At 54.3% G+C, this 24,287-nt stretch carries 6 protein-coding genes; 5 read left to right on the top strand and 1 reads right to left on the bottom strand.

All coding sequences use genetic code 11. The annotated features are described in order from the left end of the window. Positions 1–44 precede the first annotated feature (44 nt). Positions 45–16,772: a hypothetical protein gene (locus ACQ0MK_RS00660; RefSeq protein WP_430474381.1), complete on the bottom strand. Its 16,728-nt coding sequence runs from the start codon at positions 16,770–16,772 to the stop codon at positions 45–47. A gap of 154 nt (positions 16,773–16,926) precedes the next feature. Here ACQ0MK_RS00660 and ACQ0MK_RS00665 point away from each other — a divergent pair, with 154 nt between their 5' ends. The 5 genes from ACQ0MK_RS00665 to ACQ0MK_RS00685 all read left to right on the top strand — a co-directional run bounded on the left by ACQ0MK_RS00665 (position 16,927) and on the right by ACQ0MK_RS00685 (position 24,244). Further along, positions 16,927–17,718, top strand: a complete 792-nt coding sequence (locus ACQ0MK_RS00665; RefSeq protein ID WP_430474382.1) for a response regulator — start codon at positions 16,927–16,929, stop codon at positions 17,716–17,718. 126 nt (positions 17,719–17,844) lie between these two features. After that, positions 17,845–19,533, top strand: a complete 1,689-nt coding sequence (locus ACQ0MK_RS00670; RefSeq protein ID WP_430474383.1) for an ATP-binding cassette domain-containing protein — start codon at positions 17,845–17,847, stop codon at positions 19,531–19,533. Continuing rightward, positions 19,502–21,661, top strand: a complete 2,160-nt coding sequence (locus ACQ0MK_RS00675) for an ATP-binding cassette domain-containing protein (protein WP_430474384.1) — start codon at positions 19,502–19,504, stop codon at positions 21,659–21,661. The genes ACQ0MK_RS00670 and ACQ0MK_RS00675 overlap by 32 nt, the downstream gene beginning before the upstream one ends. A 2-nt stretch (positions 21,662–21,663) precedes the next feature. Beyond that, positions 21,664–23,016 (top strand): HlyD family type I secretion periplasmic adaptor subunit, encoded by a 1,353-nt coding sequence (locus tag ACQ0MK_RS00680; RefSeq protein ID WP_430474385.1) that lies wholly within the window; start codon positions 21,664–21,666, stop codon positions 23,014–23,016. A gap of 7 nt (positions 23,017–23,023) precedes the next feature. Further along, positions 23,024–24,244 (top strand): ABC transporter substrate-binding protein, encoded by a 1,221-nt coding sequence (locus ACQ0MK_RS00685; RefSeq protein ID WP_430474386.1) that lies wholly within the window; start codon positions 23,024–23,026, stop codon positions 24,242–24,244. Positions 24,245–24,287: the final 43 nt, after the last annotated feature.

Consider the following 24,287-nt stretch of genomic DNA (forward strand, 5'->3'; position numbering starts at 1 on the left):
GCCTGTTGTTTGTTCCACAGTGCTTTTTCTCCTGTCAGGCTCTTCTAGATCAATGGATCAATCGGATTGGACTCGACATCAATATCAATTGTTGCAGATGTTTCTGCATTCGTGGCCGATGACGTGTCACTTACCGACGCGGTCACCGTAAGATGAAGATCATCTGCTGTTTCAGGTGTGATCGTCAAACCAACAAGGTCGGCAAGTTCAAGACTATAACTTCCATCGGGGTTTAACGTACCTGAATTCAGTGTGGCACCGTTATCGACGCCGTCAATGGTTACGGACAGTTCTTCTGTCACAGCCAGATCGCTCACTGTGATTGTAAGAGGTGTCGCATTGTCTTCGATTGCGATTGACGGAATATCAATATCGATGACTGGTGTATCTACGACATTAAGAACTTCAAGATTGATTTCAGCAAGGCTGCTGTTGCTTGTGCCGCTGACAGGATCGCTGATCGTTGCGGTAATTTGCAGAACGCTACTTCCCGGTTCCAGTGCCGTAATGGTCAAATCGGTTAGTTCATCTCCGGTCAGGCTCCATGAGCCATCGGGATTGAGTTCTCCTGCGCTCAGCGTCTGATCGGAGCTCAGGCCTTCGACAGTCACTTCAAGTAATTCGTCAGGTGCAAGCACACCAACATCAATTGTAAGCGGTGACGGACTGTCCTCAACCACAATCCCCGGCAGGCCAAGGTTCAGGATCGGCGCATCAGCAACATTGAGCACCTCAAGACTGATCTCGGCAAGGCTGCTGTTGCTTGTGCCGGTGATTGGGTCATTGACCGTGGCAGTGACCTGCAAGAGACCACTTCCCGGTTCCAATGCTGTAATGGTCAAGCCTGCAAGTTCATCTCCGGTCAAGGTCCATGAACCATCCGGGTTAAGAACCCCGGCACTCAGCGTCTGATCCGAAGTCAGACCTTCAATGGTCACTTCAAGCACTTCGCCAGGTGCCAGCACACCAACATCGATGGTCAGCGGGGTTGCATTGTTTTCCAGAACAATGCCCGGCAGGCCAAGGTTCAGGATCGGTGCATCAGCAACGTTCAGTACCTCAAGGTTGATTTCTGCAAGGCTGCTGTTGCTTGTTCCCGTGATCGGATCATTGACCGTGGCAGTGACCTGCAAGACACCACTTCCCGGTTCCAATGCTGTAATGGTCAAGCCTGCAAGTTCATCTCCGGTCAAGGTCCATGAACCATCCGGGTTAAGAACCCCGGCACTCAGCGTCTGATCCGAAGTCAGACCTTCAATGGTCACTTCAAGTAATTCACCGGGTGCCAGTACACCAACATCAATGGTCAGAGGAGTTGCATTGTTTTCCAGAACAATGCCCGGCAGGCCAAGGTTCAGGATTGGCGCATCAGCAACGTTGAGTACTTCAAGATTAATCTCGGCAAGGCTGCTGTTGCTTGTGCCGGTGATTGGGTCATTGACCGTGGCAGTGACCTGCAAGAGACCACTTCCCGGTTCCAATGCTGTAATGGTCAAGCCTGCAAGTTCATCTCCGGTCAAGGTCCATGAACCATCCGGGTTAAGAACCCCGGCACTCAGCGTCTGATCCGAAGTCAGACCTTCAATGGTCACTTCAAGTAATTCACCGGGTGCGAGCACGCCAACATCAATGGTCAGCGGGGTTGATGCATCCTCCAGGACTACTCCAGGAAGCGCGACATTCAGGGTCGGTGCAGCTACTGGCAAGGCATCAAATGCAACAACTTCACCATCAAGATAAAGCTCAACGGTTTCAATGTCATCGATTTTCAAGTTAAGGGCATCAAGCGTGATGCTATGAGATGAGCCGGATTCAACATGGCTTTGCAGCGCCTGAAGAGCATCACGAACACCATCACTGTTGAGTTGATCTGATGTCAGATGCAGTTTGAGAACATCATAATTCCATCCGCCATCAACCACACCGATTTCGTCTGATGTCAGGTCAACAGTGTAGTTGAGTTCGTCATTGTCACTTTCGCCGTACAGACGATCCGGGCCTGATCCTGTCAGGGTGTCATTCCAGCTGCCGCCAGCTAGAATGTCGGTGCCTTCTCCGCCGTCAAGTGTATCCGCGCCCGATCCACCGTAAAGCGTGTCATCGCCGGTTTCTCCTTGAATAACATCGTGGCCACTATCGCCATATACCGTGTCGTCGCCGCCACCGGCCAGAACCGTATCATTTCCGCTATGGGCAAAAACAAGGTCCCCGCCATCACCCATCGCGATGTGATCGGACCACCAGGTGCCATGTGCGATATAACCCGGGGTGTTACTGATATCGATATTCAAAGTGCCATTTACCGACGTGCTGTCGCTGCCATCTGTGGCGGTTGCCGTTATGGTTAATTCACAATTATCGACACAGTTGTTTGGCATGGTAACGGTCAGGCCATCAAGCTGATCCGCGGTAAGGGTTACGGTGCCATCGGCGTTGACGGTGCCATTGTTAAATGTCGCACCATTGGGGATGTTGCCAATTGTTACCGACAGTATTTCACTGCTATCGCTTAACCCGGCATCGATATCGATGCTGATCGGATCACTACCATTTCCGCTGGCATCCGTGACGTTCAGGGTCGGTGTATCAGCGACGCCCGCAACACTGATATTCAGTGTTTCAGATGCAGAAGCCGTATCGCCCCCCTCGGTCGAGGTGGCAGAGATATCAAGATCGAACGATCCGCTGTAATCCGCCGGAGGTGTAATGGTCAAACCATTAAGTTCATCTGCGGTCAGGGTCACTGTGCCATTTGTATTAGCCGTACCCGCCGAAAGGGTCGCGCCTTCTGGAATGTTGCCGATGGTTACCGATAAAGCTTCAGCAGAACCGGCCAAAGCAGCATCAATGTCGAGGGCAATGGCCGTGTCTTCGTTCCCTGCAGCATTGCTAACATTCAAGGTGGGGGAAGAAGCGGATATCAAATCGTCGAGGTTTACTGGCACACCATCAACATGGATTTCCAAAGTTTCGATATCAACGACCTTAAGAGCCAATACATCAAGAGTGATGCTGTCATTGTCGCCGCCATCAATATGATCTTGCAGTGCCTGAAGGGCGTCTCTGACACCGCCTTCTGCCAATTGATCAGAAGTCAGATATAGCTTGAGTGTATCATTGCCTGATCCACCATCTACAACCCCGATCGGGTTGGAAGACAGATCAACGGTATAGCGGATTTCGTCGTTGTTATTCTCGCCATATAATTGATCTGAGGCGGAACCGGTTAGAAGGTCATTTGATTGTCCCCCGAAAAGGATATCATTGCCTTCTCCCCCATCAAGCGTGTCTTTTCCGTGCCCGCCAAAGAGGGTGTCATTGCCTGTACCACCCTCCAGAATGTCGGTGCCATTCTCACCAAAGATTGTGTCGTCCCCAGCCCCGGAGTTAACAGTATCGGGGGCATTTCCGGCATAGATTATATCGTCGCCGGAACCCGTGTTGATGATATCTGGTTTGTTACTGCCAGTGACAACTTCACCGGGAGTGTTGTCATTTTCGATATTGACCGTCAGGATCTCGGTTAGCGAAGCCGTATCATTCTCATCTGTTGAGGTTGCGGTTACTGACAGTTCGAAATTGTCCACAGACCAATCGGGTGAGGTAATGGTCAGGCCATCAAGTTCGTCAGCAGACAGGGTGACCGTTCCATCGGTATTGAGGGTGCCTTTATTGAATGTCGCGCCATTGGGAATGTTGCTGATTGTTACCGACAGGATTTCACTGCTGTCGTTTAACCCCGCTTCAATATCAATGCTGATCGGGTCATTACCATTACCGCTGGCGTCGGTGACATTCAAGATTGGCGTATCTGCCACACCAACAACATTGATGTTCAATGTTGCAGATGCAGAAGCCGTATCAGTGCCATCTGTAGATGTCGCCGTTACGCCAAGATCGAACGAACCGCTGTAATCCGCCGGCGGCGTGATGGTCAGACCATTGAGCTCATCTGCGGTCAGGGTAACAGTGCCGTCCGGATTGACAGTACCCGCCGACAGGGTTGCACCTTCTGGAATGTTCGAAACAGTGACCGACAGAACTTCATTGGCATCGGTAAGGCCTGCATCAATGTCTAGTGCGATGGCACTGTCTTCATTCCCGGTTGCGCTTGTGACATCAAGGGTTGGGGCATCGGCTTGATCTTCAACGCTGATGCTTTGCGTTGTCGATACTGATTTGGTGTCTGCCCCATCTGTTGCAGTGGCCGTAACGGTAAGATCAATGCTGCCCCGGAAATCAGAAGGCGTGGTCAGGGTCAAACCATCCAGCTCGGCGGGTTCAAGAGTCCAACTGCCGTCAGAATTAAGTGAGCCTGCATTCAAGGTCACACCTTCAGGCAACCCCGTGACGTTTATGCTCAGTGTTTCCGAACCATCAGCATCATTAAGCGCAGCATCAATGGTCACCGGGTAGGTAATGACACTTGGTTCTGAAGACTGCACCAAATCTGCATTTCCAACCACAACACCGTCACCAAACGAAATCGCTTCGATCTGGTTTACGGTCAGCATCTGTCCGGTATCAAGATCAATGATCTGGGTGTTAATAACGCCCTGATTGTCTGTGAAGTTTTGCAAGGAATAGGACGCAGATGGCTTTCCAAGATACAAAACATCGTCACCAGAACCGCCATCCAGTGCAGAAGTTTGGCCGATATTACCATTGATTGTCAGACTGTCATTGCCATCACCCAGACGGATATTGTTGCCCAGATTCGTGTCGCCGTTCAAAACGACATCATCATTCCCGCCACGCAGGTCAATATTTTCATTCATGTTCATGTCACGGTCGATGACATAGGTCTCGTCGCCATCCGTACCTTGATGGTTTGTGCGCCCATCATCGACAAAGTCGTTTTGGCCTGAACCACCATCTGCTCCGGTTGCGATGCCTTCGCCGATTGAGACGCTCAGGGTCGGGGCATCTGCGACCGGATTGACCTGAAGCGAAACAGTGTCGCTGATCGAAACCGTATCGGTACCATATGTAGATGTCGCCGTTACGCCAAGATCGAACGATCCACTGTAATCCGCCGGTGGGGTGATGGTCAGGCCATCAAGCTCGTCAGCGGTCAGGGTAACCGTGCCATCCGGATTGACGGTACCTGCCGAGAGGGTTGCGCCCTCTGGAATGTTGGAGACGGTGACGGACAGAACTTCTCCGCTATCGGTCAAACCAGCATCAATGTCGAGTGCAATCGGGGTATCTTCGGTGCCGGAGGCATCGGTGACACCCAAGGTAGGTGCATCAGCTTCGCCGGTGACATCCACGGTGAGGGTATCCGAGACAGAAGCCGTATCGGTGCCATCGGTCGAAGTGGCCGTGATCCCCAGATCGAACGATCCACTGTAATCCGCCGGTGGGGTGATGGTCAGACCATCAAGCTCGTCAGCGGTCAGGGTAACCGTGCCATCCGGATTGACGGTGCCGGCCGAGAGGGTTGCGCCTTCCGGGATGTTGGAGACGGTGACGGACAGGACTTCGCCGCTATCGGTCAAACCAGCATCAATGTCGAGTGCAATCGGGCTGTCTTCGGTGCCGATTGCGTCCGCAACATCGAGGGTTGGGGCGTCAGCTTCGCCGGTGACATCCACGGTGAGGGTATCCGAGACAGAAGCTGTATCGGTGCCATCGGCCGAAGTTGCGGTGACACCAAGATCGAACGATCCGCTGTAATCCGCCGGCGGTGTGATGGTCAGACCATCAAGCTCGTCAGCGGTCAGGGTAACCGTGCCATCCGGATTGACCGTGCCGGCCGAGAGGGTGGCGCCTTCCGGAATGTTGGACACAGTTACCGACAGAACTTCATCGCTATCGGTGAGGCCCGCATCAATGTCGAGTGCAATCGGGCTGTCTTCGGTGCCCGCTGCATCGGTAACATCGAGGGTCGGGGCGTCTGCTTCACCTTCGACAGATACCGAGATTGTGTCAGAAACAGAAGCCGTATCGGTACCATCAGTCGAAGTGGCCGTGACACCGAGATCGAACGATCCGCTGTAATCCGCCGGTGGCGTGATGGTCAGACCATCAAGCTCGTCTGCGGTCAGGGTAACCGTGCCATCCGGATTGACGGTGCCGGCCGAGAGGGTTGCGCCTTCTGGAATGTTGGAGACGGTGACGGAGAGGACTTCACCTGCGTCCGTCAGGCCAGCATCGATATCAAGTGCGATGGCAGTATCTTCAGTACCTGCGGCATCGGCAACGTCAAGTGTTGGGGCGTCAGCTTCGCCGGTGACATCCACGGTGAGGGTATCCGAGACAGAAGCTGTATCGGTGCCATCGGCCGAAGTTGCGGTGACACCAAGATCGAACGATCCGCTGTAATCCGCCGGCGGTGTGATGGTCAGGCCATCAAGTTCGTCTGCGGTCAGGGTAACGGTGCCGTCCGGATTGACCGTGCCTGCCGAGAGGGTCGCGCCCTCTGGAATGTTGGAAACGGTGACGGAGAGAACTTCGCTGCTGTCTGTCAGAGCGGCGTCAACGTCAAGCGCAATGGCAGTGTCTTCTGTACCGGAGGCATCCGCAACATCGAGGGTCGGGGCGTCAGCTTCGCCTTCAACAGAGACAGAAATCGTGTCAGAGACAGAAGCCGTATCCGTGCCATCGGTCGAAGTTGCGGTGACGCCAAGATCAAACGATCCACTGTAATCCGCCGGTGGGGTGATGGTCAGGCCATCAAGCTCGTCAGCGGTCAGGGTAACCGTGCTATCCGGATTGACGGTACCTGCCGAGAGGGTTGCGCCTTCTGGAATGTTGGAGACGGTGACGGAGAGGACTTCGCTGCTGTCTGTCAGAGCGGCGTCAACGTCAAGCGCAATGGCAGTATCTTCTGTACCGGAGGCATCCGCAACATCGAGGGTCGGGGCGTCAGCTTCGCCTTCAACAGAGACAGAAATCGTGTCAGAGACAGAAGCCGTATCCGTGCCATCGGTCGAAGTTGCGGTGACGCCAAGATCAAACGATCCACTGTAATCCGCCGGTGGCGTGATGGTCAGACCATCAAGCTCGTCTGCGGTCAGGGTAACCGTGCCATCCGGATTGACGGTGCCGGCCGAGAGGGTTGCGCCTTCTGGAATGTTGGAGACGGTGACGGAGAGGACTTCACCTGCGTCCGTCAGGCCAGCATCGATATCAAGTGCGATGGCAGTATCTTCAGTACCTGCGGCATCGGCAACGTCAAGTGTTGGGGCGTCAGCTTCGCCGGTGACATCCACGGTGAGGGTATCCGAGACAGAAGCTGTATCGGTGCCATCGGCCGAAGTTGCGGTGACACCAAGATCGAACGACCCGCTGTAATCCGCCGGTGGCGTGATGGTCAGGCCATCAAGTTCGTCTGCGGTCAGGGTAACTGTACCATCCGGATTGACCGTGCCGGCCGAGAGGGTCGCGCCCTCTGGAATGTTGGATACAGTGACGGACAGAACTTCGCTGCTGTCTGTCAGAGCGGCGTCAACGTCAAGCGCAATGGCAGTATCTTCGGTGCCGGTGGCATCGGTGACACCCAAGGTAGGTGCATCAGCTTCGCCTTCGACGGATACATTCAGCGTATCGCTGGTGGTGGCGGTATCCGTGCCATCGGTCGAAGTTGCGGTGACGCCAAGATCAAACGATCCACTGTAATCCGCCGGTGGGGTGATGGTCAGACCATCAAGCTCGTCAGCGGTCAGGGTAACCGTGCCATCCGGATTGACCGTGCCGGCCGAGAGGGTCGCGCCCTCTGGAATGTTGGAGACGGTGACGGAGAGGACTTCACCTGCGTCCGTCAGGCCAGCATCGATATCAAGTGCGATGGCGGTATCTTCGGTGCCGGAGGCATCGGTGACACCCAAGGTAGGTGCATCAGCTTCGCCTTCAACAGAGACAGAAATCGTGTCAGAGACAGAAGCCGTGTCGGTGCCATCGGTCGAAGTTGCGGTGACGCCAAGATCAAACGATCCGCTGTAATCCGCCGGTGGCGTGATGGTCAGACCATCAAGCTCGTCTGCGGTCAGGGTAACCGTGCCGTCCGGATTGACCGTGCCGGCCGAGAGGGTCGCGCCCTCTGGAATGTTGGAGACGGTGACGGAGAGGACTTCACCGCTATCGGTGAGGCCCGCATCGATATCAAGTGCGATGGCAGTATCTTCAGTACCTGCGGCATCGGCAACGTCAAGTGTTGGGGCGTCAGCTTCGCCGGTGACATCCACGGTGAGGGTATCCGAGACAGAAGCTGTATCGGTGCCATCGGCCGAAGTTGCGGTGACACCAAGATCGAACGATCCGCTGTAATCCGCCGGCGGTGTGATGGTCAGACCATCAAGCTCGTCAGCGGTCAGGGTAACCGTGCCATCCGGATTGACCGTGCCGGCCGAGAGGGTGGCGCCTTCCGGAATGTTGGACACAGTTACCGACAGAACTTCATCGCTATCGGTGAGGCCCGCATCAATGTCGAGTGCAATCGGGCTGTCTTCGGTGCCCGCTGCATCGGTAACATCGAGGGTCGGGGCGTCTGCTTCACCTTCGACAGATACCGAGATTGTGTCAGAAACAGAAGCCGTATCGGTACCATCAGTCGAAGTGGCCGTGACACCGAGATCGAACGATCCGCTGTAATCCGCCGGTGGCGTGATGGTCAGACCATCAAGCTCGTCTGCGGTCAGGGTAACCGTGCCATCCGGATTGACGGTGCCGGCCGAGAGGGTTGCGCCTTCTGGAATGTTGGAGACGGTGACGGAGAGGACTTCACCTGCGTCCGTCAGGCCAGCATCGATATCAAGTGCGATGGCAGTATCTTCAGTACCTGCGGCATCGGCAACGTCAAGTGTTGGGGCGTCAGCTTCGCCGGTGACATCCACGGTGAGGGTATCCGAGACAGAAGCTGTATCGGTGCCATCGGCCGAAGTTGCGGTGACGCCAAGATCAAACGATCCACTGTAATCCGCCGGTGGGGTGATGGTCAGACCATCAAGCTCGTCAGCGGTCAGGGTAACGGTGCCGTCCGGATTGACCGTGCCTGCCGAGAGGGTCGCGCCCTCTGGAATGTTGGAAACGGTGACGGAGAGAACTTCGCTGCTGTCTGTCAGAGCGGCGTCAACGTCAAGCGCAATGGCAGTGTCTTCTGTACCGGAGGCATCCGCAACATCGAGGGTCGGGGCGTCAGCTTCGCCTTCAACAGAGACAGAAATCGTGTCAGAGACAGAAGCCGTATCCGTGCCATCGGTCGAAGTTGCGGTGACGCCAAGATCAAACGATCCACTGTAATCCGCCGGTGGGGTGATGGTCAGGCCATCAAGCTCGTCAGCGGTCAGGGTAACCGTGCTATCCGGATTGACGGTACCTGCCGAGAGGGTTGCGCCTTCTGGAATGTTGGAGACGGTGACGGACAGAACTTCTCCGCTATCGGTGAGGCCCGCATCGATATCCAGTGCGATGGCAGTATCTTCGGTGCCGGTGGCATCGGTGACACCCAAGGTAGGTGCATCAGCTTCGCCTTCGACGGATACATTCAGCGTATCGCTGGTGGTGGCGGTATCCGTGCCATCGGTCGAAGTTGCGGTGACGCCAAGATCAAACGATCCACTGTAATCCGCCGGTGGCGTGATGGTCAGACCATCAAGCTCGTCTGCGGTCAGGGTAACCGTGCCGTCCGGATTGACCGTGCCGGCCGAGAGGGTCGCGCCCTCTGGAATGTTGGAGACGGTGACGGAGAGGACTTCACCTGCGTCCGTCAGGCCAGCATCGATATCAAGTGCGATGGCGGTATCTTCGGTGCCGGTGGCATCGGTGACACCCAAGGTAGGTGCATCAGCTTCGCCTTCGACGGATACATTCAGCGTATCGCTGGTGGTGGCGGTATCCGTGCCATCGGTCGAAGTTGCGGTGACGCCAAGATCAAACGATCCACTGTAATCCGCCGGTGGCGTGATGGTCAGACCATCAAGCTCGTCTGCGGTCAGGGTAACCGTGCCATCCGGATTGACGGTACCTGCCGAGAGGGTCGCGCCCTCTGGAATGTTTGATACAGTGACGGACAGAACTTCGCTGCTGTCTGTCAGAGCGGCGTCAACGTCAAGCGCAATGGCAGTATCTTCGGTGCCGGTGGCATCGGTGACACCCAAGGTAGGTGCATCAGCTTCGCCTTCGACGGATACATTCAGCGTATCGCTGGTGGTGGCGGTATCCGTACCATCAGTCGAAGTGGCCGTGACACCGAGATCGAACGATCCGCTGTAATCCGCCGGTGGGGTGATGGTCAGGCCATCAAGCTCGTCTGCTGTCAGGGTAACCGTGCCATCCGGATTGACGGTGCCGACCGAGAGGGTTGCGCCTTCCGGAATGTTGGAGACGGTGACGGAGAGGACTTCACCGCTATCGGTGAGGCCCGCATCGATATCAAGTGCGATGGCGGTATCTTCGGTGCCCGCTGCATCGGTAACATCGAGGGTCGGGGCGTCAGCTTCGCCGGTGACATCCACGGTGAGGGTATCCGAGACAGAAGCTGTATCGGTGCCATCGGCCGAAGTTGCGGTGACACCGAGATCAAACGATCCGCTGTAATCAGTTGGCGGGGTGATGGTCAGACCATCAAGCTCGTCTGCGGTCAGGGTAACGGTGCCGTCCGGATTGACGGTGCCGGCCGAGAGGGTCGCGCCTTCCGGGATGTTGGAGACGGTGACGGACAGAACTTCACCGCTATCGGTGAGGCCCGCATCGATTTCGAGTGCGATGGCGGTATCTTCGGTGCCGGTGGCATCGGTGACACCCAGGGTCGGCGCGTCAGCTTCGCCTTCGACGGATACCGAGATGCTGTCAGAAACAGAAGCCGTATCGGTGCCGTCAGTCGAAGTTGCAGTGACGCCAAGATCAAACGATCCACTGTAATCCGCCGGCGGGGTGATGGTTAGACCATCAAGCTCGTCTGCGGTCAGGGTCACCGTGCCATCCGGATTGACGGTGCCGGCCGAGAGGGTCGCGCCTTCCGGGATGTTGGAGACGGTGATCGAGAGAACTTCACCGCTATCGGTGAGGCCCGCATCTATGTCAAGCGCAATGGCAGTGTCTTCTGTACCGGAGGCATCGGTAACATCGAGGGCCGGCGCGTCGGCTTCGCCTTCGACGGATACCGAGATGCTGTCAGAAACAGAAGCCGTATCGGTGCCGTCAGTCGAAGTTGCAGTGACGCCAAGATCAAACGATCCACTGTAATCCGCCGGCGGGGTGATGGTCAGACCATCAAGCTCGTCTGCGGTCAGGGTCACCGTGCCATCCGGATTGACGGTGCCGGCCGACAGGGTTGCGCCTTCCGGGATGTTGGAAACGGTGACGGACAGGACTTCGCCGCTATCGGTCAAACCAGCATCAATGTCGAGTGCAATCGGGCTGTCTTCGGTGCCGATTGCGTCCGCAACATCGAGGGTCGGGGCGTCAGCTTCGCCGGTGACATCTACGGTGAGGGTATCCGAGACAGAAGCTGTATCGGTGCCATCGGCCGAAGTTGCGGTGACGCCAAGATCAAACGATCCACTGTAATCCGCCGGCGGTGTGATGGTCAGACCATTAAGCTCGTCTGCGGTCAGGGTCACCGTGCCATCCGGATTGACGGTACCCGCCGAGAGGGTTGCGCCTTCCGGGATGTTGGAGACGGTGACGGACAGGACTTCGCCGCTATCGGTCAAACCAGCATCAATGTCGAGTGCAATCGGGCTGTCTTCGGTGCCGATTGCGTCCGCAACATCGAGGGTCGGGGCGTCAGCTTCGCCGGTGACATCTACGGTGAGGGTATCCGAGACAGAAGCTGTATCGGTGCCATCGGCCGAAGTTGCGGTGATACCGAGATCGAACGATCCGCTGTAATCAGTTGGCGGGGTGATGGTCAGACCATCAAGCTCGTCTGCGGTCAGGGTAACCGTGCCGTCCGGGTTTACCGTGCCAGCCGAGAGGGTTGCGCCTTCCGGGATGTTGGAGACGGTGACGGACAGAACTTCACCGCTATCGGTGAGGCCTGCATCGATGTCGAGTGCAATCGGGCTGTCTTCGGTGCCGGTTGCGTCCACAACGTCGAGTGTCGGGGCGTCAGCTTCCCCTTCAACAGAGACAGAAATCGTGTCAGAGACAGAAGCTGTATCGGTGCCATCGGCCGAAGTTGCGGTGATACCGAGATCGAACGATCCGCTGTAATCAGTTGGCGGGGTGATGGTCAGACCATCAAGCTCGTCTGCGGTCAGGGTAACCGTGCCGTCCGGATTGACGGTGCCGGCCGAGAGGGTCGCGCCTTCCGGGATGTTGGAGACGGTGACGGACAGAACTTCACCGCTATCGGTGAGGCCCGCATCGATTTCGAGTGCGATGGCGGTATCTTCGGTGCCGGTGGCATCGGTGACACCCAGGGTCGGCGCGTCAGCTTCGCCTTCGACGGATACCGAGATGCTGTCAGAAACAGAAGCCGTATCGGTGCCGTCAGTCGAAGTTGCAGTGACGCCAAGATCAAACGATCCACTGTAATCCGCCGGCGGGGTGATGGTTAGACCATCAAGCTCGTCTGCGGTCAGGGTCACCGTGCCATCCGGATTGACGGTGCCGGCCGAGAGGGTCGCGCCTTCCGGGATGTTGGAGACGGTGATCGAGAGAACTTCACCGCTATCGGTGAGGCCCGCATCTATGTCAAGCGCAATGGCAGTGTCTTCTGTACCGGAGGCATCGGTAACATCGAGGGCCGGCGCGTCGGCTTCGCCTTCGACGGATACCGAGATGCTGTCAGAAACAGAAGCCGTATCGGTGCCGTCAGTCGAAGTTGCAGTGACGCCAAGATCAAACGATCCACTGTAATCCGCCGGCGGGGTGATGGTTAGACCATCAAGCTCGTCTGCGGTCAGGGTCACCGTGCCATCCGGATTGACGGTGCCGGCCGAGAGGGTCGCGCCTTCCGGGATGTTGGAGACGGTGATCGAGAGAACTTCACCGCTATCGGTGAGGCCCGCATCTATGTCAAGCGCAATGGCAGTGTCTTCTGTACCGGAGGCATCGGTAACATCGAGGGCCGGCGCGTCGGCTTCGCCTTCGACGGATACCGAGATGCTGTCAGAAACAGAAGCCGTATCGGTGCCGTCAGTCGAAGTTGCAGTGACGCCAAGATCAAACGATCCACTGTAATCCGCCGGCGGGGTGATGGTCAGACCATCAAGCTCGTCTGCGGTCAGGGTCACCGTGCCATCCGGATTGACGGTGCCGGCCGACAGGGTTGCGCCTTCCGGGATGTTGGAAACGGTGACGGACAGGACTTCGCCGCTATCGGTCAAACCAGCATCAATGTCGAGTGCAATCGGGCTGTCTTCGGTGCCGATTGCGTCCGCAACATCGAGGGTCGGGGCGTCAGCTTCGCCGGTGACATCTACGGTGAGGGTATCCGAGACAGAAGCTGTATCGGTGCCATCGGCCGAAGTTGCGGTGACGCCAAGATCAAACGATCCACTGTAATCCGCCGGCGGTGTGATGGTCAGACCATTAAGCTCGTCAGCGGTCAGGGTAACGGTGCCATCCGGATTGACGGTACCCGCCGAGAGGGTTGCGCCTTCCGGGATGTTGGAGACGGTGACGGACAGGACTTCGCCGCTATCGGTCAAACCAGCATCAATGTCGAGTGCAATCGGGCTGTCTTCGGTGCCGATTGCGTCCGCAACATCGAGGGTCGGGGTGTCAGCTTCGCCGGTGACATCTACGGTGAGGGTATCCGAGACAGAAGCTGTATCGGTGCCATCGGCCGAAGTTGCGGTGACACCGAGATCAAACGATCCGCTGTAATCAGTTGGCGGGGTGATGGTCAGACCATCAAGCTCGTCTGCGGTCAGGGTAACGGTGCCGTCCGGATTGACGGTGCCGGCCGAGAGGGTCGCGCCTTCCGGGATGTTGGAGACGGTGACGGACAGAACTTCACCGCTATCGGTGAGGCCAGCATCAATGTCGAGTGCAATCGGGGTGTCTTCGGTGCCGGTTGCGTCCGCAACGTCGAGGGTCGGGGCGTCAGCTTCGCCGGTGACATCTACGGTGAGGGTATCCGAGACAGAAGCTGTATCGGTGCCATCGGCCGAAGTTGCGGTGACACCGAGATCAAACGATCCGCTGTAATCAGTTGGCGGGGTGATGGTCAGACCATCAAGCTCGTCTGCGGTCAGGGTAACCGTGCCGTCCGGATTGACGGTGCCGGCCGAGAGGGTCGCGCCTTCCGGGATGTTGGAGACGGTGACGGACAGAACTTCACCGCTATCGGTGAGGCCCGCATCGATTTCGAGTGCGATGGCGGTATCTTCGGTGCCGGTGGCATCGGTGACACCCAGGGTCGGCGCGTCAGCTTCGCCTTCGACGGATACCGAGATGCTGTCAGAAACAGAAGCCGTATCGGTGCCGTCAGTCGAAGTTGCAGTGACGCCAAGATCAAACGATCCACTGTAATCCGCCGGCGGGGTGATGGTTAGACCATCAAGCTCGTCTGCGGTCAGGGTCACCGTGCCATCCGGATTGACGGTGCCGGCCGAGAGGGTCGCGCCTTCCGGGATGTTGGAGACGGTGATCGAGAGAACTTCACCGCTATCGGTGAGGCCCGCATCTATGTCAAGCGCAATGGCAGTGTCTTCTGTACCGGAGGCATCGGTAACATCGAGGGCCGGCGCGTCGGCTTCGCCTTCGACGGATACCGAGATGCTGTCAGAAACAGAAGCCGTATCGGTGCCGTCAGTCGAAGTTGCAGTGACGCCAAGATCAAACGATCCACTGTAATCCGCCGGCGGGGTGATGGTTAGACCATCAAGCTCGTCTGCGGTCAGGGTCACCGTGCCATCCGGATTGACGGTGCCGGCCGAGAGGGTCGCGCCTTCCGGGATGTTGGAGACGGTGACGGACAGAACTTCACCGCTATCGGTGAGGCCCGCATCAATGTCAAGCGCAATGGCAGTGTCTTCTGTACCGGAGGCATCGGTAACATCGAGGGCCGGCGCGTCGGCTTCGCCTTCGACGGATACCGAGATGCTGTCAGAAACAGAAGCCGTATCGGTGCCGTCAGTCGAAGTTGCAGTGACGCCAAGATCAAACGATCCACTGTAATCCGCCGGCGGGGTGATGGTTAGACCATCAAGCTCGTCTGCGGTCAGGGTCACCGTGCCATCCGGATTGACGGTGCCGGCCGACAGGGTTGCGCCTTCCGGGATGTTGGAAACGGTGACGGACAGGACTTCGCCGCTATCGGTCAAACCAGCATCAATGTCGAGTGCAATCGGGCTGTCTTCGGTGCCGATTGCGTCCGCAACATCGAGGGTCGGGGCGTCAGCTTCGCCGGTGACATCTACGGTGAGGGTATCCGAGACAGAAGCCGTATCGGTGCCATCGGTCGAAGTTGCGGTGACGCCAAGATCAAACGATCCACTGTAATCCGCCGGCGGTGTGATGGTCAGACCATCAAGTTCGTCTGCGGTCAGGGTGACCGTGCCATCCGGGTTTACCGTGCCGGCCGAGAGGGTGGCGCCTTCCGGAATGTTGGAGACGGTGACGGAGAGGACTTCGCCGCTATCGGTCAAACCAGCATCAATGTCGAGTGCAATCGGATTGTCTTCGGTGCCGGTGGCATCGGAGGTGTTCAAGGTCGGCGCGTCAGCTTCGCCTTCAACGGATACCGAGATCGTGTCAGAGACAGAAGCCGTATCCGTGCCATCGGTCGAAGTTGCGGTAATACCAAGATCAAACGATCCGCTGTAATCCGCCGGCGGTGTGATGGTTAGACCATCAAGCTCGTCTGCGGTCAGGGTAACCGTGCCATCTGGATTGACGGTGCCTGCCGAGAGGCTTGCGCCCTCTGGAATGTTGGAGACAGTGACGGAGAGGACTTCACCTGCGTCCGTCAGGCCAGCATCGATATCAAGTGCGATGGCAGTATCTTCAGTACCTGCGGCATCGGCAACGTCAAGTGTTGGCGCATCTGCCTCTGCTTCAACCGTGACAGAAATGGTGTCGGTAACAGATGCGGAAGTCGGACCATCGGTGGAGGTCGCGGTAACCTCAAGATCAAAGGAACCGCTATAATTTTCCGGAGGTGTGATGGTCAGGCCATCGAGCTCGTCTGCGGTCAGGGTCACCGTGCCATCTGGATTGACCGTGCCGGCCGACAGGGTCGAGCCTTCCGGGATGTTGGAAATGGTAACCGTTAGCACTTCACTCGGATCGGTGAGGGCTGCATCGATATCAATAGAAATCGGGCCATCTTCGGTGCCAGAGGCAGTCGTTTCCAATGACAATGTGGGGGTGTCGGCTTCGCTTGCTGAGATAGAAGATGCTTCAGCACCGGCTGACGATCCTCCGCCGCCAGCCGAGCGATTGGAAGCTGAAGAACCCGAAGGATTGAAACTGTTGTTTTCTGGTGAGGAAGGTGCTTCGGGTGCAAAGCGCTGCTCGGTCGTTGGACCGGCGCTGCTTTCGGGTGCTACCGTTGGCTCATAAGTCGAGCCGCCTTCGGCTTCTGAGGGAGAGAGGAAGGAACTGGAGGCATTGTCGCCAGAATAGTTACCAAACTGGGCACTTCCAGGAGACGACGGGATCTGGAAATCATTTGACCCCAGCTCAATATCAGTGAAAGGCCGGTTTGAACCGGTTTGCTCGACACTTGGAGAAAATGGGTCATATGGATCGCGGTCACCAGTATGGACACTAGCCAATGCCGATTGCTGTCTTATCAGGGCAAGCGAAAAAGGGCTATTTCCGGTTGAGAGTTTGGGAACCAAAAACTGAACCTGTTCTGGAGCATAAGCCATTTTTACGTGTCCTTGTCATGATCGAAAATCTGCCGTTCCGTTCCTAGATATAGGAAGCACAGTGATCATTGCGTAGTGGGTCGATAAAACATATGCCCGGATGGTTGTGAAATGTTATCGTTTTGTTGGAACATATTTTTTGTCGGAGGCATGGTTGCAGCAGGCCCGTCGAATTCTAATTGTAGATGACGACCCAGATATCACCAAACTCTTGGAAGTTTATCTTGCCAATGAGGGGTACGATGTTGAGGTCGCCTTTACCGAGCAAGAAATGAGAATGAGTCTGGCAAGCAGTAGTTTTGACCTGATTTTGCTTGATATCATGCTCCCCGATGGAGATGGATTTGATATTACACGCCAACTTCGGGAAACATCTGACACTGCTATCATACTGATTTCGCGGAAAAATACCGATATTGACCAGATTGTCGGGCTTGAGCTTGGTGCCGATGACTATGTGACCAAGCCGTTGGAGCCGCGGGCACTTCTGGCGCGAATTAAAAGTGTCCTGCGGCGCTATAAAATGGTCGATACCAGTGTCGCGGCTGAAAATGCAGTGCAATCAGCTTCTTTTGAACAAGAAATTGTAAAAATAGCAGAGTGGGAACTTGATACAACCACGTACCGGCTCTTACATACAGATGGCAAGCAGCACGTCTTGTCTGCCAATGAAGCAGCGTTGCTTGGTCATCTTGTGCGCAATGAAGGGCGGGTTCTGACGCGGAATGATCTCATGCTGGCAATATCGGGTCGTGAATGGGAATATATGGATCGAACCATTGATATCATGATCGTCAGACTACGTAAGATTGTAGAGACTGATCCGTCAAGCCCAAGCCTGATCCAGACTGTTCGGGGAGTGGGTTACGTTTTTCAGGCACCGAAAAACACTTACACAAATGGAACGTCCGGTGCAGAAAAAGATGGCGAAGGTTTTGAAAAATAAGACGCTCTTACAAAGAAATAACAATATTTCAACACAGGGCTTACTGCGTGTCTTCGCTGTTTAGAGCAGTATACATATCCATTCATATAGTTTTGTGCCGATCGGTACGCCAAACGGGAGCTTAACATGCCCAACTCTTTGTCCGACGTTGCTGCAGCGCCTGCTCGTGCGCAACGCATTAATGGATCAAAGATAAGAGTACGGTTTGCCGAAGCCAGTGCGATTATCACGTCAACGGTGATGATCAATCTGTTATCGCTTGCTGTGCCGTTGGGCGTGTTGATGATTTATGATCGGATTATCCCGAATCAATCTTTTCCAACATTGGCGGTATTGATATTTGGCATTTCAGTGATTGTCGGCATCGATCTGATCTTGCGGTTGGTTCGGTTGTCACTTGAGGCACGCGTTACAGCGCGACTGGATCATTTGGCCCGAACAAGACATGTAGAAGCGCTTTTGGCGCAGCGCCACCCGATGCGAACCAACATGTCCCTGAATGATTTGCTGGGAAAGCTTGCGCAAAGTCTGCCCGGCCGTGAGCGAAAGCTTCTGCGGATCAAATGCATTGCCGACATCCCGTTTGCCTTTGCCTTCCTGTGCGTCATTGGCTTGATTACCGGTGACTTGGTGTTGTTGCCGATCAGTGTTTGTCTGGTCTTTGGTGTCTGGGCTTATATTCTTGCTGTTATGCACCGTCGTTCGTCAGACCGATTGCGATCGGAAAGTGTCGATAAACCGGATTTTGTCGACAGAACTTTTGATAGCCTGGCGCAGATCAAAACCTTGGGCGCGGAAGTACCGATCTTGCATCGGTTGTCCCGGTTATATGAACGGCAGGCATTCCGTTTTCGCAAACAAAAACAGTACTCGATGACAATCGGTAATGTTTACAGCCTATTTTCACAATTGATGATTGGTGGCGTTGTTGTTGCGGGCAGCTTTGCCGTTTTGGAAGGCAATTTATCCCATGGTGGCTTGGCAGCCTTTACACTTTTGGCTGGGCGCGCATTGGAACCGATGCGTAGCGTCTATGAGCTTGTGGTGGGCGCTAGACCAACTGGTGACAAAACAAAATACAATCCGCTTTTACGGGAAAACCAATTTGATGTTCTTTCAGGGGCGGCTGACAAACGCCTCTTCAAAAAACCACCAGAAATCACGGCCAAATGTACTGTTCAAAGCGAAACAGCTAGCGTGATCCTTAAGCTTGATCTCGTTGTTCAGTCGGGGGAGGCTGTTGCTATCACCAGTACGGAAAGTGCTGGGAAGTCTGTGCTAGCCTATAGTTTGCTGGGACTTGTTGACTATAAAGGATCGGTAAAGTTCAACAACACAATACTTGATGCAAATAATGCAGAAGCCATCCGCAACGAAATCACTGTTTTGGGACGTGTCCCGCAATTGCCGCGTGGGACAATGATGGATGTTCTGAGTTGGGGACAAGAAGAACGTTATGCGGATGTAAGGTATCTTTGCCATCTTATTGGGCTTGATGTGCCGGTAAAACGTTTGCCCGACGGTTACAATACTGTCCTTGGCGATGATCCGACCAAATTGCCAAGTGGATTGTTGCAGCAAGTGGCGATTGTTCGCGGATTGGCTGCAAATAACAAAGTGATCATTGTGGATGATGCAACTCTGTCACTTGATGCGGGCACAGAGCTGAAATTTGCCCAAATTCTCAAGATGTTGAGAAAAACAGCGACAATCATTGTTCTGAGCGATCGACCGTCCCTGACATCCATTTGTGATCGTCACGAAGTTCTAAAAGATTACCAACTTGTCGCCGCGCACGTGCAGAAGGAGGCCTGATATGTCAACGCAGATGATGCCGCCAGGCCTGACGCCAAGTGTCGACAGTTTGGGCAACCTGTTGAACAATGTCCGTTATGACGGTGTGCGCAAATTGTTCTATCTTGCCGGGGCAAGCATTACACCTGTTGATATGGTCAACCTTCGTGAAACGGGCGGAGAGTTCAGATTTGATGAAATTTCGGAAATTGCACTGACTTTATCGATCACACCCAAGGTTCAAAAAGACCGACTTGAAAACCTGCTTTTACATGAGAACCTGTTTGCCTTTGAAGCATCGAATGGTGATCTATATATTTTTATTCCCGGTCCAGATGGTGAAATTCAATGTCTTTCACCGGAAACTGGGCTTGAGCAAGCAATGCCAAATCTGGCATCGCGTGGGAATGCGATTATTCTACAGGAAAGTAATGATCCTGGACGGGCCGATCGACAGGTTTCTCAAACCAAATTCAATTGGCTGAAAACGGCGCTATCAGGTTCGAAAAACTCTGTTTTTCAGCTTGCGGTCATTACATTTGTCGCCAGTGCACTCGCACTTGCCATGCCATTGTTTACACTGGCGGTCTATTCTCAGGTTTTGCCCACCCAAAGCGTTGATGCATTGTTGTATCTGAGCACTGGTCTTGTGGTGGCGACCTTCGCGGAGTTCGGATTGCGCTTATTGCGTAGTCGTATTCTGGCGAATGCGGCGGCGCTTCTTGACTTGAAAGTCAGTGTGGCCAGAAATTCCAGATTGATGCGGATGTCCGTTGCATTGGCTCGGCGATTTAACAGTCGGGATGCTTCGGCCATTATCAAAGATCACGAACGTCTAAGCAATATGGTGACGGGGCCGATTGGAACGGCAATTCTTGAATTACCGATTTTCGCGGCATACCTGACCGTGTTGGGACTTCTGGGTGGGTGGCTTGCGTTGATCCCGGTGCTGCTTCTTGGTTTTGGCAGCATTCTGATTTTGCGACTTCTATCTTATGCCAATGAGCGGACAAAGTCAGCTCTTCGTCGGGCCGAGGAATATGGCGTAATTTGTGACGAGATGTCCCGCCGACTGTTTTCGATGAAACGCGAAGGAAGTGGTGCCGGTTGGCATCGACGCTTTACCAACGCATCAGCGCGCTTGGCCGAAGCCGAAATGCAACGTCAGAAAACATTTTCTTATGCCAGAATTGCAACCAATGCGCTGACGTCGTTGACAGTGACGATCTCGTTGGCATTTGGTGCCGTTATGGCAATGAACGGTGTGATTGGACCGGGCGAGCTTATCGCGGTCATTGCAATTGTCTGGCGTATGATGTCACCCGTTCCATCGGTGCTTGAGGCCGTTTTGCGTCGCGAAGAAATCACGAATTTGATCGAGAATGCGACATATAGTGCAACCGACAGCCCGGAAGAGGCGCGAAGCCACGCGTTGGGTGGGCAGGGGGCCGGTATTGATGGTCGTGTCAGTTTCTCATCGGTTCTGTTTAATTATCGAAGTGGGCAGGCGCCAGCCTTGCGGAACATTAGCTTCGAAGTCAAACCGCGTGAGTTGGTTGCAATTACGGGTGCAAATGGATCGGGCAAGTCAACGGTCCTTGACTTGATTGCGGGATTGCATTCACCTCAGCTGGGTACGGTATCCATTGATGGTGTCTTTCCCGCACAGGTGCCACAGTCTGTGTTGCTTCAATCGGTTGCTTATTTGTCGCGCGACATCAATCTTATGCCTGTGTCTATTCGGGAGTTTTTGGCAATGGGGCGAGAAGAACTCTCGGATGCCCAAGTTGTTACAGCCTGTAAAAAGCAGGCGATTGATGATGACATTCTCCGACTGCCGGCAGGGTATGGAACCCGTATGTGTGACATCGCGCAGGATAGTTCACTGCTGCGTCGTATTGGGCTTGCTCGGGTTTTGACAACGCAATCCAGTTTGATTTTGATTGATGAACCTGATGCGTCTTCCGCCGAAGCCCGAACCGCGTTTCTGTCATCAATTCGCCAGATACGGGACGATACAACCATTATTATTGTGACGCATGAACCAGACTATATCTCGGTTGCTGATCGAATATTGGTGATGAACCAAGGAACGATTGTGCGTGATTGTACGCCAAAGGATATCGTTCGTCAGAGAGAGGCTGTTTGAGCATGGCAGATCAGGTCGGATATAAAAAAACTGTAAGTGTTAAGGACAAAGGCGCTTGGAGCAATAATGCCATCACAGCCAGCCAATTGTTTGATCGTAAAACATCAAGTAAGTTATCGGTGCTGACGACGTTTTCTCTTTTTGCGGTGATGGCTGGCATGATCGCGTGGTCTGCGTTCATGCCAGTAACAGAGATCTCGGCAAGTTCGGGTGAAGTGGTTCCATCAGGGTCCTTGCAAAATATTCAACATCTTGAAGGTGGTATTGTTTCCGCGATCGAGGTGCGCGAAGGACAGTATGTTAATCAAGACGATATTTTGGTTGAACTTTCACCACATATCGCACAATCCGAACTTGACCAGCTGCAAACCCGTTTGGTCGGGTTACAGTTCCGCATTCGCTATTTGACGGCAGCGCGCGGTGACAAAGTGCCAGAGATTGAAGATTTCGCTGAAGAATATGCTGATATTGCGCGCGCAGCCCAGTACGAACTTTCGACCAAACGTGAGACAATTGCATCGCAAATTGAAGTTCTACGCCAGCAGGAAAAAGAACGTGAAGCAGAACTTGCGACGTTAAAAAGCCAGGCAGCCGGTGTTGGCGAACAGATCAGATTGAAAAACCAACAGGTAAAGGGCCGTAGGGAACTGGTGGACAAGGGTTTATTCCCCCGTATGGAATTGATCGAAGATGAAAGAGAACTGGCTGGTCTGGTCGATAGCCGCTCTGCTCTTGTACTCGAAGCTTCAAGGGTCGGGGAAGGTATTGGTGAAGTCCGCCAAAGGATCATTGAAACCCGTGCGCGTTATCAATCTGAAATCGCAACTGAGTTAAGTCAACTGGCGTCCGAAGCAGCCGAGGCAAGAGTGGCCATTGTTCGTGCGCAGGACCGGGTGGACCGGTTGTTGGTTCGTGCACCGGTTTCCGGGCGAGTCAAAGGGCTGGAGATCAAGACAGTTGGCGGTGTGATAGATCCTGGCGCAACCATGATGGAAATTGTTCCAGATGATACCAAGCTGAAAGTTGAAGCGCGAATTTCAACGCAGAATATCGGCCATGTTCACGTCGGACAGACTGCGATTGTCAAGGTTTTGACCTATGATTATTCGCGGTTTGGGACAATCGCGGGTGAAATTTCGCAAATTTCGCCGACGACTTTTATGGACGAAGAAGGTGTTCCTTTTTATCGGGCTGATATTGATCTTGAAAATTCCTATGTCGGCGAGAATGTTGATCTTACCGTGGCACCAGGGATGACCGTTATTGCAGATATCATGACCGGTGAGAAAATGCTGCTTGAAGCCATTATGGCGCCGGTGATTAAAAGCTTTGATAGTGCTTTCCGTGAAAGGTGATCGCCCTATGACATTGGCACAGATTGCGTCCGAGCGTTTGGAGAATAGCAAGCGTGCCGTTGGATTGATCATTTTGTGTTTTCTGGTGTTCTTACCGTGTAAAGGCATGGCGCAAGGGAACGATGATATTCTGATCGGGTTAACTGCAGAATTTGGTCATACGACAAGTACGTCCGCACAAGCTATTGAAATGGGCATATTGACAGCCATTGACGAGATAAATGCGCGTGGCGGTGTACTTGGCGGACGCAAAATCGGTCTGATTATACATGATAACCGATCTGTTCCGGCCCGTGCGGTTTCCGGTTTGCGTATGCTGGCTGATAACGAAAATGTTGTGGCTGTTTTTGGCGGGAAGTTCAGTCCGGTGATGCTGGAGATGAAGAACGAAGCGGAAAAGCTTGATATTCCGCTTCTTGATCCGTGGGCGGCAGCCGATAACATTATCTCTGTACCGGCAAATGGTAGCTATGTCTTTCGCCTGTCGCTGAAAGACAGTTGGGCTCTGGATTCTATGGTGGAATATGCCAGTCAGCAGGGGTGGTCCCAGCTTGGGCTTCTTGTACCAAATAATGCCTGGGGACGCAGCAGCAAGGCAGCAGCCGCGCGCGCAGTTGACGGGCAGGCAACCATCTCTATCGTTTCTGAAAGCTGGTATAACTGGGGAGATGCCAGCTTATTCAACCTTTATGGTGCCATGATTGCAAGTGGTGTGGACGCTGTTTTGATGGTTGCCAATGAAGGAGAGGGTGCTCAGTTTGTACAAGCTGCGGCATCACATCCTGAAGATGTTCGCGTGCCTCTGATAAGTCATTGGGGGATTTCCGGCGGTGATTTTGCGGCATTAACCGGTGAAAGTTTACATCAGGTCGATCTGAGTGTTGTGCAAACATTCACATTTGCGAACCGATCAGATGATCGTGCGGTTGATGTACTTAATCGTGCGGGGCAGTTGTTTGAATTAACCGGACCGGCTGACATTCCGTCTCAGGTTGGTTTTGCGCATGCCTATGATTTGACCCATATCTTGGCTTTGTCTATTGAGACCTCAGGCAGTACCAGCCGCAGTGCAATCCGTACAGCGTTAGAACATGTTGAAAATTATAGCGGCCTGGTCCGGTATTTTGATCGTCCATTTTCGGCATCCTTGCATGAAGCACTCCGATCGTCGGATGTCTTTATGGGACGCTTTTTGGAAAATGGTATGATTGTGGCAATTGATCCATAAGTCTTTGAGCAGGGGACTAAAATTGTTCCAGAAATATTGGTCA

Source organism: Thalassospira lucentensis (assembly GCF_050516545.1).
GTDB classification, from domain to species: Bacteria; Pseudomonadota; Alphaproteobacteria; order Rhodospirillales; family Thalassospiraceae; genus Thalassospira; species Thalassospira lucentensis_C.